This is a genomic window from Haloarchaeobius baliensis, assembly GCF_052060055.1.
GTDB classification, from domain to species: domain Archaea; phylum Halobacteriota; class Halobacteria; order Halobacteriales; family Natrialbaceae; genus Haloarchaeobius; species Haloarchaeobius baliensis.
This window is the reverse complement of sequence record NZ_JBPPFR010000003.1, coordinates 43,314-58,272: the sequence shown is the minus strand read 5'-3', so window position 1 is coordinate 58,272 and position 14,959 is coordinate 43,314. Positions and strand designations below refer to the sequence as shown.

Here is a 14,959-nt window from a genome sequence, read left to right as displayed (position 1 = left end):
CGCTTTACGTAAAGTGGGCTTTACACAATGAACTTTTCGGGGACTCGCTCACGCCACCGACTCCAGCGGTGCTGCTGGGTCCAGCTCGGCCGGCACCGGCGGGTGACACTCCGCGTCCACCGGCCGTGTCCCGGTCTGCGTCCCGTAGCGCTGTGGCTGGCCCATCGACACCTGCCAGCGGTCGTAGGTGAGGTGGACCCAGTCCGTGGCCTCGACGGCGGTCGAGTCGTTCGCCGCGAGCGCGAGCCTGTGGGCCACCTCGAAGTGCTCGGGACAGGTGCCGTGCTGGAGGACGACGGCCGCGTCGAGCCACTGCTCGGGGTCGTCCGCTTGCCCCGCCGCCAGCAGCGAGAGGACCCGTTCGGCCCGGCGGTAGTCGCGGCTCCGGTCGGCCACCGCGCCAGTCTCCCGATCGCGCTGGTCGGTGCGTTCGAGGTACTCGAGTTGCCGGTCGGCCGACCAGTCCGACGGCGGCACGGCGGCCGGCGCCGTCGCCACCGCCAGCACCGACCCGCCCACGGTCGCGACGAGCAACACGCCGGCCACGAACAGTCCCCGCCGCGTCAGGGGGTGTCCGGGGAGCCCACGCAATCGCTCACCCCCGACCCGAGTCACGAGCAGTCGGACGACGACGCCGGCGGCGACGAGGTACGGCAGGAAGACGAGCGCGAACAGCGACCCGACCGTGAGGACGCCCGCGGCGGTCCCGAACGCGTACCGGACGGCGACGAGCGTCGCCGCGAGCGTGCCGCCCGCGAGCCACCACCCACGGGGGAGCGAGGGTACCGTGACCGTGAGGAGGACCGCCCCGAAGGCGGTTATCAGCAGGTAGTACGCCAGCGAGGGGAAGCCGGCCGCGACCAGCGTGCCCGCGTCGCCACCCGTGGCGACGGCGCCGACGACGACGACGGCGACATGCAGACAGACGTAGCCCACCGCCGCGACGAGCGCCGGGCGACGGACGAGTGTGGTTCGGTTCACACTCAGTCCCCGACCAACGACGACGAAGACCCCCAGAACGAGTTGCAGACCCGCCAACTCGACGAAACCGGTGGCGAATCTCCATCGCTTCAAACGGCTCTTTGTGTCTCGAGTAGGTACTCAGTCCCGCCCCCCGGAGGGTCGCGTATGCGAAGACGACAGTACCTGGTGGCACTCGGCGCGGCGGCGACCGCGTCGCTGGCTGGCTGTAACGCGACCGACCCGGACGACGGGGGCGAGACGGACACGCCGACGGCGACGCCCACTGACACGACGACGCCCACTGACACCCCGACGGCCTCGCCCACGCCGACCCCGCGGCCGGGGCTCACGAACCCCTCGTTCGAGGACGGCCTCGCGGGGTTGACGGTCGGCCGTGACCTCCCCGAGGACCCCAACGACCCAGGGAACCCGGTCGCCTCGACGGTCGAAGCCAGCACCGCGGAAGCCAGCGACGGGTCGACGAGCGTCCGGATGCAGGTGGATGGCAGCGCCGACGATGGCACCGTCTGGGTCGGGCAGGGCGTTGAGTTCGGCGGCGTGGACACGCTCCGGGTGGACTGCTACAGCGAGGAGGCGACGTTCAACCTCCTGGCCGAACTCACGGTCTACACCGGGCCGATGCCGGAGGGTGGCCTCTCGGAGGCCGACTTCGACACGAGCGAGCAGACCGGCGACCACGCTGGCTGGAAGACCTACGAGTACCCCGTCGAGTTCACCGGGACCGGGGTGGTCGCCGTCGGGATGAACGTCGTTTGGGAGACCACCGTCCAGCGGTTCTTCGACGACGTGCGACTGGTCGCGGCCGACGACGCCTGAGACTGCCGTATGAAGCTATCGCCCAGTTCCGTCCGGCGTGACCGTGACTCGGGGGTCACGACCCCTGCCCCCCTCTGATGACCCGTGATGCTCGAACTGCTCCACTCCCTGTCCGTCCCCCTCCAGTCGTCGTTCCCGCCGACCACCGCCACCGGCTGGCTGGTCGTCCTCGTGCTCGTCCTGTTCGCCGGCGCCTACGTCGGAGTCTGCCTGCTGGTGGCCGTCTGGGTCCGCCGAGACGCCGCGGTGGCCGGTCGCTCCCGACCGACGCTCTGGGCCGGTGCCGTTGGCGCGACGCTCCTTACCGGTGGCCTGCTCGGCCTGTTCCTCCTCGCGGCGTACCTGTGGGGACGGGACCCGCCGCGCGCCACGGCGGTCGCGGAGTGACCCCCGAACACGAGCGGCTATCACGCCGCCGGCCGAGACGACGCACGAATGGCTCCGGGTGGTGACGCCGACCGGGACGACCTCGGGCGAGTGGCCGAACTGCTGGCCAACCCGTGTGCCCGCGAGATACTCGTCTACACCGCCCGCGAGGCCCTCTCGGCCGACGAACTCGCGGCCCGGTGTGACGCCTCCCGGACGACCGTCTACCGCCAGCTCGAGCGGCTCGAGGCCGCCGAACTCGTGACCTCGACCGTCCAGTTCGATCCCGGCGGCCACCACTTCGAGCGATACCGCGCGCGGCTCGACCGAGTCACCGTCGACCTCGACTCCGACGGCCTCTCGGTGACCGTCGACCGTACCGACCCGCCGAACGACGCCGTCGACCGACTTGAGGGCCTCTTCGACCGACTCCGATGACACCGACACCGCACCCCCTGCCGCTCGCCCCGCTCCAGAGCCTCGGCCTCGGCGACGCGTCCCCGGTGGTGCTGGCCGCGACGCTGGCCGTCGGCCTCGCGGCGCTGCTCGGGCTCGTCATCGTCGTCCGCGTGGTCCGTCGCTCCCGGACCGACCCCGACTCGTCGCTTCGCGCGCTCGCCGTCGGCATCTCGCTGGTGGCGGCCGCTCCGCTCGCCTTCGTTTTCCTTGACGTCGGCCTTCTCCCCGACCGTCTTCGATACGTCGCCGGCAGCGTCGTCCAGGGGGTCGGACTGCTGGCCGTCCTCTGGGGGATGTACGGCCCGGCAGGGGCGGAGCGACGGTGGGCCGAGCGGTCCTCCGCCGACCTCGTCGTCGTGGCGCTCGCCCTCGCGGTCGGGACGGCCGTCGGGGTGGCGATGGCGCTCGTCGGTGGGGCCGGAACCCTGGCCGCCGGCACGCTCGCCGTCGTCGTCACCGCCGGGACGTTCGTGGCTGGGCAGGCCGCCCGCGCCTATCGCCGCCGGGCCGACCCGCGGATGCTCGCGCTGTCGGCCGGCACCGTCGCGCTCGTCGTCGCCCCCAACCCCGCCGCGCTCGTCCTCCTCGGCCGCGGCCCGGCACACGCGGCCCTCGGGTACGCCGGGTTCCTCATCCTCGGACAGGCGCTCCTGCTGGTTACGCTCTCGGAGCGCGGCGGCTGACGGTACATAACAGTACCGCCGGATTCCGCACCCCGTGACGCGGCTGTGGGTGAGAGGTGGCGAGCGTTCGACGGGTACCTATGACGCTCCCCAACCCGACCCGCAACGACGCCCCGCCCGCCACCCTCGCCCGGTTCTTCGGCCTCACGTTCCTGCTCTCGTGGGGTGCGTTCGTCCCCGTCGTCCTCGGACTCGTCCCCGTCGGGTCGGCCACGCCGCTCGTGGTCGCCTCCATCTTCGGGCCGACCGTCGCGGCGCTCGCGCTGACGTGGCGGGCCGACGGCCTCGCCGGCGTCCGTCGACTGCTCGCCCGACTCGTCCGGGTCCGCGTCCCCCTCCGCTGGTACGCCGCCGCGCTCCTGCCGGTCGGCCTTGGTCTCCTCGGCTGGTGGTACCTCCATCTGACCGCCGGAGCCGGACCGCTCGGCCGGTTCGGTGGTGACCTCGGGACCCTCCCGCTTCCCGTCGTCGTTGTCCTGTTCCTCGTCTCAAGTCTCGGTAGCGGGGCGCTCGCCGAGGAACTGGGCTGGCGGGGCTACGCCCTCCCGCGACTGCAGGCCCGGTTCGACGCGCTCGGCGCTAGCCTCCTCCTCGGGGCCGTCTGGGCTGTCTGGCATCTGCCGGTGTTCCTCCTGACCGACGCTGGGACGACGCTCCCGTTCGAATGGTACCTGCCACGACTCCTCGCGCTCTCGGTGTTGCTGACGTGGGTGTTCGACCACACGCGGGGGAGCGTACTCCACGCCGTCCTCCTCCACGCGACGGTCAACGGGACGGAAGCGTTCGTCTCGGGGACGCTCACCACGCCACTCCTCGAGCTCCGGTACGGACAGGCGATGACACTCCTGACCGTCGCGGTGGCGCTCGTCGTGATCGGCGTGTGGGGCCGGGAGCTGACGGGCGACTCACGTCAACCGGCCACGGGGGACGCTCAGGCACGGTAGACGACCCGAAACCGCTCGCAGACGACCGGCATCTCCCGGTCGAACGACCGCCCCTCGGGGAGCGTCCGCCGGTAGTACCGGACGTGCGACAGGCGCCACGATGCCAGCGAGCCGTCGCCCTCGCCCTCGGCGGCGGCGTGGTCGGCGGTCACGTCGACGAACGGGACCACCTCGACGCGCTCGGTGCGGATTACACACCGCGGTTCTCCACCGCTGTCGAGGACGACCCAGTGGTCGCCTGGCTCCGGTAGGGGCTCTCCCGCCGCCTCGAACGTCCACTTTGCCTCTGCTGTGGCCGTCTTCTTGCCGACGTAGACGAGATCAGCGAGCGTGTCGGCGAGCGCGGGCGTGTCGCCGAACGAAAACGCGCCAGCGAGGTCCGGCCGCTCCTCGAGCGGGAGGGTCTCGCGGTACGACTCGAACAGACGCCGGGCGTCGGGCGGGACACCCTCGGTCGACAGACCCTCCCCGCTCATCGGCCCAGCCAATGCCGGACGCGGTGGCCCTTCCACAGCAACAGGCCGGAGAGCGCCAGCGCCGGGAAAACCAGCACCTGCACCGCGAGTTCGAACGCCGCCACATCCCCCAGCGGCGAGTAGAGGTACACACCCAGCGTCGTCCCGAGGACGAGGTGCACGAGCCGTTGTCGCGAACGCGACCAGACGCTGTCCCCGCTCATCCGCTCCCCTTGACCGTTCTGCCGTCGGTTCCGTGTGTCATATCGGTGGGTCGGTGGGGAGCGGGTTTGGCGTTCGCCCAACCTGTTGGGGTGAGTGCGGTCAGTCGGCCGCCTCCGCGGTGCTCGCCCGGCCCGTTCAGGTCGCGGTCCACGCGTCGCCCGCAGCCAGCGTCCGGTGACCGTACCGGAGCACGAGCGCGGCCACGACCACCCAGAGGACGAGCGGGCCGGGCGGGGGACCGTCGCTCAGCGTGAAGAGGAGCGTCCACAGCCCCCACGTGAGGGCGAAGTCGAGGAGGCTGAACGTCACTACGGGGTGGTCGACGAAGGCGAATCGTCGCCAATCTGTCCGTGACATATCCCGACCTTCGGGTGTGGGGGTATCTTTCCCGAGTCAGAGTTTCCGGGTCGGAAACTCGGCGCCAGGGATCCAGTTCAGGCCCGCGTGAACGCGTACAGCAGCGACAGCAGGCCGAGCAGTTGGGCGAGGACGGCCACGTCGACGTACGCCGGGACGGCGAACGCCACGGACACCGGGTAGAGCAGGAGCGACGGGAACGTCACCAGCGCGACGCCGAGCCCGAGGAACAGGAGCGGTCGACTCCCGTTGCGGGCGTAGCCGCGGTAGCACTGCGCGACGACGAGGAGGCTCAGGGCAGCCACGAAAAGGCTCGCCGGGACTAGCAGCGGCTCGAGAGCGGCGGTCACGGGTCCCCACCTCCCTCGCCGCCCTGGGGAACGTAGATGGCGTACAGGATCGACAGCAGGCCGAGACCCTGGACGACGACGCGGAGTAGCGGTCCGCGCTGTGCGAGGAGCGTCGTCTCGCCGACGCTCAGGGAGACACCCAGCAGCGCGTTGACGGCGGTCAACACGACGAGGCCGAGCGCGAGCGCCCGTGCCGCCCGGCGTCGGCCCCGCCGGAGCCCGCGGAAGGCGAGGTAGCCCACCGTCAACCCCAGCGGCACCGTGAGCAGGAACAGCAGGACGGTCACGAACGGCGGGAGGAACAGCGTCTCGGCGGTGGTCTGTGCTATCATCGTATCTCCTCGAACAGGTCGGTCAGTCGGTCGGCCGGGTCTGTCGCTTCTTCGCGCTCCACGCTGACGCGGTACTCGCCGTCCTCGAGGTCGACCGTCACCCGGCGGAGCCGGGTCCGATAGACGCGGTAGTGGTGACCGTCCGAACTGGGCTGGAGGTGACTCGTCACGAGGTCGTGGGCCGCCAGCGTCTCTAGCCGCCGGTAGATCGTCGAGGGGTCGGCGTCAAGACGCTCGGCCAGCGTGGCCGCGTCGACGCGCTCCTCGCTCGCCGCCGCGAGGATGGATCTCGCGTACGGGTCGGCCAGCACTTCGGCGACGGGCGCGAGCGTGTCGGCGTCGTCCATCAGGCGGTGGGAGAGTCGGGGAGCGGTCGGAGCGGTCGGCACACGTCTCCACGCGGGGGAGGACGGTACATGAACCCCGACCACCGTTCGCTCACTCGGCGAATCAGCTGGCCTCTCACAAGTCCAGCGACCGGGCGCGGCCGAGGACCCACGCGGTCACGACCCCCAGTCCGCGGGCGAGCGCGTTCAGAACGTGGAGCGAGACGACGAGGAGGGCCAGCCCGAACGCCGCGACGACGAGCGACTCCCCCAGCGTGTCGACGTTCCATTCGGAGAGTGTGACGACGGGCGCGAACGTTATCGACCAGAGGTCCTGGACGAACCGTATCTCGGGCGCGAACGTCAGCGTCGTGTCGTAGAAGAACCGGTACGAGCCCGGGCTGTCGTAGAGGAACGGCGCCGCGAGGAGGGCACCGGTCAGAGACGCGAAGAACGTCAGCAGGGTGAACGTGACGACGCCGACGAACAGCTTCGCCAGCAGGAACGCGAGCCCGACGTAGGTACCGGGGTCGAGGACGAGGTCCGTGGCGTACGCGAGGGCGCCGTCATCGAGGTCGACGCTGACCGAGCGGGACCGCACGTCGACCGAGAGGAGCGTATCCGCGAGGACCGCCTCGACCCGGACCACGCCCGTGGCGAGGACGAGCGTCCCGAGCAGGAGCGGGACGCCGACGAGGACGACGGAGAGGCCGGCGCCGAGCGCCAGCAGAGTCACGAACGTGGTGAAGTAGGCGATGCCGAGCGGGAACTGGAGCGCGAGGTACGCGAGGTTCCCGTAGGTTCGGCGGCGGAACGGGACGCCGAAGACGGCACGGAGGACGTCGAGGAGACTCTCGGCCGGGCCGCCGCGAGTCTTGGAGGGAGTCGACATGGGTGGTAGTGTGGGTGCGGTGGCTTCGTCGTTACGCGTGGTCGGGCGCCGTCGTGGTCGGGCCGAGGACGCGAGCGTACCGGCAGGCCCGCGCCGTCGCTTCCCCGAGAGCCCACGCCAGCGCGTTGAGCGCGTTCACCGTGACGAACAGGCCGACGACGCCGAGCGCGGCGACCGCGAGCGCCTCCGGGAGCGTATCGACGACGTACGTCGTCCCGCCGAGCCACGACGGGAGCGGGAACGTATAGTTCGTCATCGGGAGGTCGTAGAGCAGCGGTGCCGCGAGGGCCACGGTCACGAGCGCGCTCGAGACCGTGAGGCCGACGAACGTGGCGATGCCGACGACGAACTTCGCGAGGACGAACACGAGGCTGAGATAGGTGCCGGGGTCCAGCAGGAGGTCCTTTGCGTAGGCGACGACGCCGTCGTCGAGCGACTTCGTGGCGGTGTGACGCTCCAGATTGACCGGGAGCAGGGCACCCGTCACCGCGCGGTCGAGAGTCATCGTCCCGACACCGAGCAGCAACGCGCCGACGGCGGGCAGGCCGAACAGCACGAGCAGGGGGAGCGTCCCCAGGCCGAACGCGAGCGCCGGGACGAGCAGCGTGAAGTACGCGACGCCGAGCGGGAACTGGAGCGCGAGGTACGCGAGGTTCTTGTACGTCTGTAGGCGGACGGGGGCGGTCAGGAACGCCAGCGCGGCCGAGCGCGGCGTCGGAGTGGTCGTTCGCATCACGACCCCCACTGGGTTGGGGGAAGGGATAAGCCGGGAAGCCGAGTTTCCCACCCAGAAACTGTGCCGCACCGTATAACACCCCTCGCCCCGCCCGTCCGTTGTGAGTGAGGACGTGGACCGGGCGGAGGTGCTCCGCCTCCTCGACGACGAGTACGCCCGCGCCATCCTCACGGCGACCAGCCGAGCGCAAATGTCCGCCAAAGAACTCGCCGACACCATCGACGCCTCGCCCCCGACCGTCTACCGACGGGTCGAGGACCTGCAGGACGCCGGGCTCCTCGTCGAGCAGATGCAGTACGAGGCCAGCGGCCACCACCACGCCGTCTACCGGACCGCCGTCGAGCGCGTCACCGTCACGTTCGAGGACGGCGAGTACGCCGTCCACGTCGACGGTGTCGAGGAGTCGACCGCCGACCGCTTCACCCGACTCTACGAGGGACTGCGATGATCGGCCCGACACTCCCCCTGCAGGTGACCCAGACGGGCGAAACCGCGCAGGTGCTGGCCGTGCTGGCGACGTTCCTGCTCTCGGCGATTCTCGGCCTCGTCATCGCGCGGAAGGCCTACCAGGGGTACCGCCGCAACGCCTCGCGACCGATGCTCTACCTCGCGGCCGGCATCGTCCTGCTGACGGCGGTGCCGGCGGTGCTGTCGCTGTTCCTCTCGACGTTCACCGCGCTGCCGAACTACCTCGTCGTGGTGACGACGAACGGCGCCGAACTGCTCGGCCTGGTCGCCATCGCCTACTCGCTGTACGGCCGGTTCGACGCGGACGAGGGCCCGGAGTGACCGGCTAGCCGGCCACCGTGCCCAACACCTTGGGCAAATCCTCTCCGCACGCTCCGCCCTCCGTCCGGTATGGACGACCCGACCCGACCGACAGACGCCGAACCGGGGACCCTCACCCCGCGTGCGTACCTGCTGTTCGCCGTCGCCACCCTGCTCGGCCTCGCGCACCACCTCGACCACGTGATTCGGGGGAACCACGTCGGCTGGCCAATCACGCCTGAGGTGAACCCGTTCACCTACAGCCTCGCCATCTACCCGCTCCTGGTGCTGGGGTTCACGCTCTCGCTCACTGGGCGGGCGGGCGCGCGCTACTGGACCGTCGTGATGTCGCTCGGCGCGGGGATGCTGGTGTTCTTCCACCTCTCGCCGTGGGCCGTCGAACCGCCGGGCGACGTCGTCCTGCCGTACGCGAACCCGCTGTTCGGCTACGTCGCGTTCGCCGTCTTGCTGGCGCTCATCGGCGTGGTCGGTGCCGGGGCGCTCTACTCGTTCCGGCTCTGGGGTAGGGAGTTGGCGTGAGCGCTCTGGCTCCGGGACAAACGCTATGCCTCGCCGCCCCTCGACGAGAGGTGTGACGTGGGAGAACGGACCGGCAGACGGGGAGGTCGTGCGGTGATACGTGCCCGATTCCGACTCCGACTCGCCGAAGGCCTCTGGATCGCCGAGGTGTCCCGGGCGTTCCCGGAGGCGACCCTCCGCCTGCTCACGGCCGCGCCCGTCGGCGACCAGACGATGGAACTCGGCGAGACGCGGGCTGAGGACCCGAGGGCGGTCGTCTCGGCCATCGAGGCACACCCGGACGTCCTCGCGCATGAACTGCTCTACTGCGACGCGGAGCGCTCCATCTCCAAGTACGAGACGCGCGACCAGGCGCTGTTCGAGTTTCTCGGCGCGAGTTCGCTCCTCCCGGAGTTCCCACTCGTCGTCGAGGACGGCACGATGACCTTTGCCATCACGGCGACGCGGGACGAGTTCGAGGCGTTCGGTGACCGACTTGACGCCAGCGGGCTGCGCTACGAACTCCTGTCGGTCGTCCACCGCGAGGATTCGGGCGGCGGCCCGCTCACCGACCGCCAGCTGGAGTGTCTCACCGTGGCGTGGCGGATGGGCTACTTCGAGGTGCCGCGTGACTGCTCGCTCGCGGACGTGGCCGACGCGCTCGACGTGGACACCTCCACCGTCAGTGAGACGATTCGACGCGGCACCGCCAGCGTGCTGGAGGAGTTCCTGACGCAGCGCCGACGCGCCTGAGTCACTCGAGCCAGAACAGGTCCTCGACGGCGCAGTCGAACTCGGCGGCGAGTTTCAGCGCGAGTTCGAGGCTCGGGTCGTACCGGCCGCGCTCGATGGCGTTGATGCTCTGTCGGGTCACGCCGACGTGCGAGGCGAGGTCTCCCTGCGTCAGGTCGCGTCCCTCGCGGTACTCGCGGACGGCGTTGTTCATGCCGCCCGCGCGGACTCGTACATCGTGCTGCCGACGTGGACGAACGTGAGCGCCGCGACGAAGAACGCGATGGGCGTGAGCCAGAGCGGCCACTCGACCACGCCGAGCGCCCAGAGTGCGGTCACGCCGGGGAAGACGACTGCGGAGGTGACGCCCATCACCGCGAGTGTGCGCTTGCTCGCGGCGGCTTGCCGGCGCTCGTCGCGCTCGTCGAACAGCGGGCCGTCGTACCGGCGGAACGTGAGGAGTGCGGCGAGGCCGAGCGCGGCGAACGCACCAACGCCGATGAGCGGATAGCTGGCGATGACGCCGGCCGCGAGGGCGACACCGGAGAGGGCCCAGAGGCCGATGTACAGGAGTCGATACGTGCGTTCGGAACTGGTGTTCGGGGACATCGTCGGAGTCTCGTGTGGCGTAAAGCTACCTTTACAGTAAAGCGTACTTTACACCTGCTATTCAATCTACCGGTGGTCCCCGCCAGTCGGTGCGTGGGCCGTTCGGTTCCCCGTCTCTCGACTATGGTGTGAGTCTCGGTGGAGCAGGTGGCCAACGTGTTGGTGAAAATCGTTTCCACCGACCCTGTTTCGGTGTAGTCGATGTACTGCCGCCTCGGTCGCAGTCCTAGACGTAGAACCGCGAGAGGTCTGGTGACCGTGTGCTCCGGCAGTCTGCCTGGACACGTATGTTTACAAGCCGAATGACAGCCGAGATGGACGAACCGTTCGTCGTATTCCTCATCGGGATGCGAATCAACAGCTACTGGAGGGTACACGAGTGGGTCCCGATCGCCGGATCCATGCCGCGGATGCTTCGGGAACTCGAAGCGGCCGAGCACTCGGGGTTGCTTCACTTCGAGACTGCAGTCACTCCCCGAACAATCCTCATGATCCAGTACTGGGACTCGTTCGAGAGCGTCCGAGAGTACGCCCGGGACCCACTACAGGAACACGTGCCAGCCTGGGTCGAGTACAACCGGACCAGCGGACGAAGCGGTGGTGTCGGCATCTTTCACGAGACCTACCTTGTCGACCCCGACGACTGTGAGACCGTCTACAACAATATGCCCGAATTCGGTCTGGGCGGTGCCGGTACGCTCGAGCCAGCGGTCGGGAAGTCAGAGACTGCTGGTAAACGACTCGGGACAGTCGACGACGAACTCGTCGTACCAGCGGACGGGTCGACAGGCGATACCGCCCCGGACGACAGACCGACTGAAGCGAGCACGGACGAGGGGGAAACTCGGTCGCTGATTCGGCGCCTCGGTGCACGCCTTCCACTCTGACGACGTTCTAGTCTCGTAGATCATCTCGACTGTGTGGTTCTCCCTTGTTGGAGGTACAGGTACCCCCGTCTCCGTTCGTGAGAGAACCGAGTGCATCCTCGTCGATACTCGAACCCTGTTCGCCCAACGTGTTGGTGGAAACGTGATACTGAACGAGTGCGACTCTCAGGTATCTTCAACGACAGTCGGTATCACCGCGTTTCGGGTGCTTGCACGACCGGCGGAGAGACGCTCACCCTGCTCGTCGTAGGCGGTGTGACTGCACTCACGTTGGGAGTGGCGTTTGGGCTGTTGGCGCTCGGCGTCCGCGCGTTCTGGGTCGCGTTTCCCATCGGTTTCGGAGTCCTCCTCCCGGGTGCTATCGCGATGGCCCGCGACCGTCGCGGCGACGAACAGCGAGACGTCGCCAGCACACGGACTGAACGACCCTCAAGTGGGCTGGAGGTTCTCAGACGGCGATACGCAGCGGGCGAACTCTCCGACGAGGAGTTCGAGCACCGGGTCGAACGCCTGCTCAAGAGCGAAGTCAACGCGCTGGATCGCGGATTTGGAACAGACACCGAACGACGATAGTCGTTGAGCATCGTCGGTCGAGAGTTTCGGGAAAGCTACCGACGCTCACGACCCCAGCCTGAACAACTGTTGGATGGTGACGTCGAACTCGGCGGCGAGTTTCAGCGCGAGTTCGAGGCTCGGGTCGTACCGGCCGCGCTCGATGGCGTTGATGCTCTGTCGGGTCACGCCGACGTGCGAGGCGAGGTCACCTTGCGTGATGGCACGGGTCTCGCGGCGTTCGCGGGCGGCGTTGTTCACGCCGCCCGCGAAGGCGAACCGGAGAGGGCCCAGAGACCGATGTAGAGGGTGCGATACGTGGTTTCGCTGGTGCGTGTGGAGGTGGACATGGTGTCGTCTCGGCCACGATGTAAATCTGACTTTACAGTAAAGTGTACTTTACACCAGTTATCGAATCTACCGGTGGCCCCTGGTGGGCGGTGTGGGGGCTACCGATCGAAACAGGTAACAGCAGAACTGACGCCCGATACTGACGCAGCGGTAGCCGGACAGTAGAGTCTTTTCGTGACGATTGCCGCTCATGCGAGGTCTCCGTGCTGTTCTGATCGCCCGATGATGTATCCAGCCTCGACCAGCGCATCGGAGAGCGGTGCACTGCTGAACAACTCTTGGATGTGGTGGACGCCCGGAGGCTGGGAGGAGTCCAGCGCTTCGGTGACTCGTGCAGTCACGATGGCAGTCGCTCGGGCCTGGTCGGGTCCGCGAACCCACCGGTCAATTCGCTTTGTTCGGCCGTCGACCCGCCCGAGAACCTCCACTTTAATTACCGACTCATCGGAGCCAAACGGGACAGTGTTGGCCAACTTGGCAACTCTATCGACCCCGAGCACCGAGACAGCCGGTCGGTACACATCGGTTCGACGTAAAATCGCGAGGTAGCGAGTAATGATGCGAGAGTCATAACACAGTCTGCTTTCGATCGTCGGGATATTCGTCGCCCGGGCGAGGACGTGTTGATCAGCGAGGTTCGCACGATACGCTCTGCGTCGTCCCCACCCGGGGATATCGACAACCCGGGGGTCGGTGAGGCCGACTACAGAGAGAGACTCGCCGTCACTTCGAACCGAGAAGGAACCGAGGGCGTCCTCGATAGTCCATTTGACCGTGTCTGGACCGAACGCCTCTCCAAGACCTAGCAAAAGGGTAATATCCACTCGGCCGACACTGTCGAGTTCGTCAGTGACTTCGGTAACGAAGAGGTTCGTCATTCCGGGCGATAGACCGACACTGAGGACGGCAGTCGCGCCTCGTTCACGGGCGAGATCGTCGAACGACTCGATTTCCTGAAGAAGAGAATCTGTCGGTGAGATGTCGACGTAGTCGATTCCCCGCTCGAGACAGGCCTCCGCGAACTGCGGCGTGTCCTGATCCAAACACATAACCACCGCCCCTACGCCGTCGAGAGCGTCCGCGAAGCCCGTCCTGTCGCTTACATCGAGGGTCCGGGGGTCGACACCGTCGACCAAACGCGTGAAACGCCGTGCTTTCTCCGGCGATCGGCCTGCGGCGAGGATATTTCTCTGTGTCCGCTTAGCGAGTTCGGTACAGACAGTCCGGCCGATAGTGCCGTAGCCACCGACGACGAGAACAGAAGCGTCAGTCCGGGACATACTGAGATTCAGTAAGGGATGATAGTAGAAGCAACTCCGAGTATACTCGGGTCATATATACCCAAACTCCGCTTCGAGATAGCGAGGCAGCAGATTGGCCTCGATCCGCTGGAGCTGCTCCGAGACCGTCGCTGACGCTCGGTCGACCTCTGCCGCGATTTCTTCGTGTGTCGCTTCTCGCGGAACCTCGTAGTAACCCAGCCTCACGGCGGTCTCGAACACGTCGCGTTGCCGGTCGGTGAGCAACTCCTCGAGGTGACCACGCTCGGGTACGTACTCACCCACGCGCTCTGGATAGAGCTCGATTTCGGATGGCAGGTCGGCGGTGATCCGTGAGATCGCGGATTCCGTGCCGACGACAGTGAGGCGAACGCCACGCTTCCCGTATTCGTCGGTGTATTCGACTGGTGGGGCGAGAATGAGCGAATACGCCTTGAGAATGGCGAACAACTGCGTCATCGACGAGGATTGCTCGTACTCCAGATACGCGAGTCCAGTCTCGGGTGTCACTGCAAAGTCGTGAACTGAAGATTCGGCTGCGAGAAGTCGCTCGAGCGTCGCCATGTCTCCTGAAAATTCACTCAACTCGACGAACCATTCGCCTGTTCTATTGATGTGATGTGTCGTCTCTATCGTGACGGCAGGACTGCCTTCGATAGCAGTCTCGAGCGGATGGAGTTCTCCATCGTTCCAAACGAGAACACCGGAGGCATAACGCATGCTGTTCTATGAGTCACTATAGCATAAGAAGCACCCGAGTATACTCGGATATAGCGTCAACCTCACTTGTCCGAAACTGACAGCATATGATCGAAGCAAGCGCAGCGGTCAGAATCGATGCGTCACCAGGAACCGTCTGGTCGTATTTGGAGGAGTTTGAAACACTCTGGGAAGAGTCGAATCCAGATCACGACGGGACGTGGGTCGTCATGGACCCGAAGAAGCCGCTGCGGGATGGACTCCGATTTTACCAGCGGGAGTTTGTCGGACCAGTCAAGGGGCTGATCAAGGCTGATCTCCGTGACGTCGTCACTGAGGAGCGATTCAGCTGGATAGGCACCTGTACGTATACACTGCCGCCGATCCCGTTCGCATTCACCGTCGAAGAGGGCGGAACGATGAAACTCGAAGGTACGGACGAACAGACACGCCTCTCTCACCGCGTCTGGGCCCGTATCCCTCCCACGGTGCTGGGGGCGGTGGCTGAAACGGGTCTGGCTCTCTTCGGAGACATCGAGCAGGAAGCCTACGAACACACCCTCGTCGAGTTGGAGTATTTCAAGGAGGTAATCGAGAAGGACAGCGAATAGATTGGAATCAAATCGACGATAGACGA

26 protein-coding genes are annotated in these 14,959 nt (G+C 67.1%); 12 read left to right on the top strand and 14 right to left on the bottom strand.

Annotated elements, in window-relative coordinates:
• Positions 1–48 precede the first annotated feature (48 nt).
• Entirely contained in the window at positions 49–981 is a 933-nt protein-coding gene (locus ACSG06_RS17190) for a hypothetical protein (protein WP_440991518.1), read from the bottom strand.
• Positions 982–1,128: 147 nt separating this feature from the next.
• On the opposite strand from ACSG06_RS17190, the gene ACSG06_RS17185 reads away from it, so the two are divergent.
• From ACSG06_RS17185 to ACSG06_RS17165, 5 genes are all read left to right on the top strand, one after another.
• The gene (locus ACSG06_RS17185) at positions 1,129–1,800 is read left to right on the top strand and encodes a hypothetical protein (protein WP_440991517.1); all 672 of its coding nucleotides are present in this window, start codon (positions 1,129–1,131) and stop codon (positions 1,798–1,800) included.
• 87 nt (positions 1,801–1,887) lie between these two features.
• A complete protein-coding gene (locus tag ACSG06_RS17180; RefSeq protein ID WP_440991516.1) occupies positions 1,888–2,187 on the top strand; it encodes a hypothetical protein in 300 nt (99 codons plus the stop codon).
• A gap of 48 nt (positions 2,188–2,235) precedes the next feature.
• On the top strand, positions 2,236–2,604 hold the full coding sequence (locus ACSG06_RS17175; protein WP_440991515.1) for an ArsR/SmtB family transcription factor: 369 nt from the start codon (positions 2,236–2,238) through the stop codon (positions 2,602–2,604).
• Positions 2,601–3,308, top strand: coding sequence for a hypothetical protein (locus tag ACSG06_RS17170; protein ID WP_440991514.1), 708 nt, complete (start codon positions 2,601–2,603; stop codon positions 3,306–3,308). Before ACSG06_RS17175 ends, ACSG06_RS17170 begins: the two co-directional genes overlap by 4 nt.
• An 80-nt stretch (positions 3,309–3,388) precedes the next feature.
• Positions 3,389–4,252 (top strand): CPBP family intramembrane glutamic endopeptidase, encoded by an 864-nt coding sequence (locus ACSG06_RS17165; RefSeq protein ID WP_440991513.1) that lies wholly within the window; start codon positions 3,389–3,391, stop codon positions 4,250–4,252.
• Here the strand turns inward: ACSG06_RS17165 and ACSG06_RS17160 are convergent.
• From ACSG06_RS17160 to ACSG06_RS17125, 8 genes are all read right to left on the bottom strand, one after another.
• Positions 4,240–4,728, bottom strand: coding sequence for an ASCH domain-containing protein (locus ACSG06_RS17160; RefSeq protein WP_440991512.1), 489 nt, complete (start codon positions 4,726–4,728; stop codon positions 4,240–4,242). The two genes, ACSG06_RS17165 and ACSG06_RS17160, sit on opposite strands and share 13 nt — an antisense overlap.
• On the bottom strand, positions 4,725–4,931 hold the full coding sequence (locus ACSG06_RS17155) for a hypothetical protein (RefSeq protein ID WP_440991511.1): 207 nt from the start codon (positions 4,929–4,931) through the stop codon (positions 4,725–4,727). The genes ACSG06_RS17160 and ACSG06_RS17155 overlap by 4 nt, the downstream gene beginning before the upstream one ends.
• 136 nt (positions 4,932–5,067) lie before the next feature.
• Positions 5,068–5,289, bottom strand: a complete 222-nt coding sequence (locus ACSG06_RS17150; protein ID WP_440991510.1) for a hypothetical protein — start codon at positions 5,287–5,289, stop codon at positions 5,068–5,070.
• Positions 5,290–5,366: 77 nt separating this feature from the next.
• Positions 5,367–5,594 (bottom strand): DUF7521 family protein, encoded by a 228-nt coding sequence (locus ACSG06_RS17145; RefSeq protein ID WP_440991509.1) that lies wholly within the window; start codon positions 5,592–5,594, stop codon positions 5,367–5,369.
• Between the two features lie 41 nt (positions 5,595–5,635).
• A complete protein-coding gene (locus ACSG06_RS17140) occupies positions 5,636–5,971 on the bottom strand; it encodes a DUF7521 family protein (protein WP_440991508.1) in 336 nt (111 codons plus the stop codon).
• Positions 5,968–6,318 carry a helix-turn-helix domain-containing protein gene (locus tag ACSG06_RS17135; RefSeq protein WP_440991507.1) on the bottom strand — a complete coding sequence of 117 codons (351 nt, stop codon included), beginning with the start codon at positions 6,316–6,318 and terminating at the stop codon, positions 5,968–5,970. The genes ACSG06_RS17140 and ACSG06_RS17135 overlap by 4 nt, the downstream gene beginning before the upstream one ends.
• Before the next feature lie 115 nt (positions 6,319–6,433).
• Positions 6,434–7,189, bottom strand: coding sequence for a sensor domain-containing protein (locus ACSG06_RS17130; protein WP_440991506.1), 756 nt, complete (start codon positions 7,187–7,189; stop codon positions 6,434–6,436).
• A gap of 31 nt (positions 7,190–7,220) precedes the next feature.
• Positions 7,221–7,922 (bottom strand): sensor domain-containing protein, encoded by a 702-nt coding sequence (locus ACSG06_RS17125; RefSeq protein WP_440991505.1) that lies wholly within the window; start codon positions 7,920–7,922, stop codon positions 7,221–7,223.
• Between the two features lie 103 nt (positions 7,923–8,025).
• Between ACSG06_RS17125 and ACSG06_RS17120 the strand changes: the two genes are divergently transcribed.
• From ACSG06_RS17120 to ACSG06_RS17105, 4 genes are all read left to right on the top strand, one after another.
• Positions 8,026–8,373 carry an ArsR/SmtB family transcription factor gene (locus ACSG06_RS17120; protein ID WP_440991504.1) on the top strand — a complete coding sequence of 116 codons (348 nt, stop codon included), beginning with the start codon at positions 8,026–8,028 and terminating at the stop codon, positions 8,371–8,373.
• A complete protein-coding gene (locus ACSG06_RS17115; RefSeq protein ID WP_440991503.1) occupies positions 8,370–8,714 on the top strand; it encodes a DUF7521 family protein in 345 nt (114 codons plus the stop codon). The genes ACSG06_RS17120 and ACSG06_RS17115 overlap by 4 nt, the downstream gene beginning before the upstream one ends.
• Positions 8,715–8,783: 69 nt before the next feature.
• On the top strand, positions 8,784–9,233 hold the full coding sequence (locus ACSG06_RS17110; RefSeq protein WP_440991502.1) for a hypothetical protein: 450 nt from the start codon (positions 8,784–8,786) through the stop codon (positions 9,231–9,233).
• 93 nt (positions 9,234–9,326) lie between these two features.
• Positions 9,327–9,965 carry a helix-turn-helix domain-containing protein gene (locus ACSG06_RS17105; RefSeq protein ID WP_440991501.1) on the top strand — a complete coding sequence of 213 codons (639 nt, stop codon included), beginning with the start codon at positions 9,327–9,329 and terminating at the stop codon, positions 9,963–9,965.
• 1 nt (position 9,966) lies between these two features.
• Here the strand turns inward: ACSG06_RS17105 and ACSG06_RS17100 are convergent, their stop codons facing one another.
• Both ACSG06_RS17100 and ACSG06_RS17095 read right to left on the bottom strand, forming a co-directional pair.
• A complete protein-coding gene (locus ACSG06_RS17100) occupies positions 9,967–10,158 on the bottom strand; it encodes a helix-turn-helix transcriptional regulator (RefSeq protein WP_440991500.1) in 192 nt (63 codons plus the stop codon).
• Complete coding sequence (locus tag ACSG06_RS17095) at positions 10,155–10,553, bottom strand: DUF2178 domain-containing protein (protein ID WP_440991499.1); 399 nt, start codon at positions 10,551–10,553, stop codon at positions 10,155–10,157. The genes ACSG06_RS17100 and ACSG06_RS17095 overlap by 4 nt, the downstream gene beginning before the upstream one ends.
• 314 nt (positions 10,554–10,867) lie before the next feature.
• Between ACSG06_RS17095 and ACSG06_RS17090 the strand changes: the two genes are divergently transcribed.
• Entirely contained in the window at positions 10,868–11,440 is a 573-nt protein-coding gene (locus ACSG06_RS17090; RefSeq protein WP_440991498.1) for a DUF4188 domain-containing protein, read from the top strand.
• A 156-nt stretch (positions 11,441–11,596) separates the two neighbouring features.
• The gene (locus ACSG06_RS17085) at positions 11,597–12,013 is read left to right on the top strand and encodes an SHOCT domain-containing protein (protein ID WP_440991497.1); all 417 of its coding nucleotides are present in this window, start codon (positions 11,597–11,599) and stop codon (positions 12,011–12,013) included.
• A gap of 45 nt (positions 12,014–12,058) precedes the next feature.
• Here ACSG06_RS17085 and ACSG06_RS17080 read toward each other — a convergent pair whose 3' ends face one another.
• The 3 genes from ACSG06_RS17080 to ACSG06_RS17070 all read right to left on the bottom strand — a co-directional run bounded on the left by ACSG06_RS17080 (position 12,059) and on the right by ACSG06_RS17070 (position 14,343).
• Positions 12,059–12,253, bottom strand: a complete 195-nt coding sequence (locus ACSG06_RS17080) for a helix-turn-helix transcriptional regulator (RefSeq protein WP_440991496.1) — start codon at positions 12,251–12,253, stop codon at positions 12,059–12,061.
• Between the two features lie 278 nt (positions 12,254–12,531).
• On the bottom strand, positions 12,532–13,623 hold the full coding sequence (locus tag ACSG06_RS17075; protein WP_440991495.1) for a saccharopine dehydrogenase family protein: 1,092 nt from the start codon (positions 13,621–13,623) through the stop codon (positions 12,532–12,534).
• A gap of 51 nt (positions 13,624–13,674) precedes the next feature.
• Positions 13,675–14,343: a helix-turn-helix domain-containing protein gene (locus tag ACSG06_RS17070; RefSeq protein ID WP_440991494.1), complete on the bottom strand. Its 669-nt coding sequence runs from the start codon at positions 14,341–14,343 to the stop codon at positions 13,675–13,677.
• 86 nt (positions 14,344–14,429) lie between these two features.
• Here ACSG06_RS17070 and ACSG06_RS17065 point away from each other — a divergent pair, with 86 nt between their 5' ends.
• On the top strand, positions 14,430–14,933 hold the full coding sequence (locus tag ACSG06_RS17065) for an SRPBCC family protein (protein WP_440991493.1): 504 nt from the start codon (positions 14,430–14,432) through the stop codon (positions 14,931–14,933).
• Positions 14,934–14,959 lie beyond the last annotated feature (26 nt).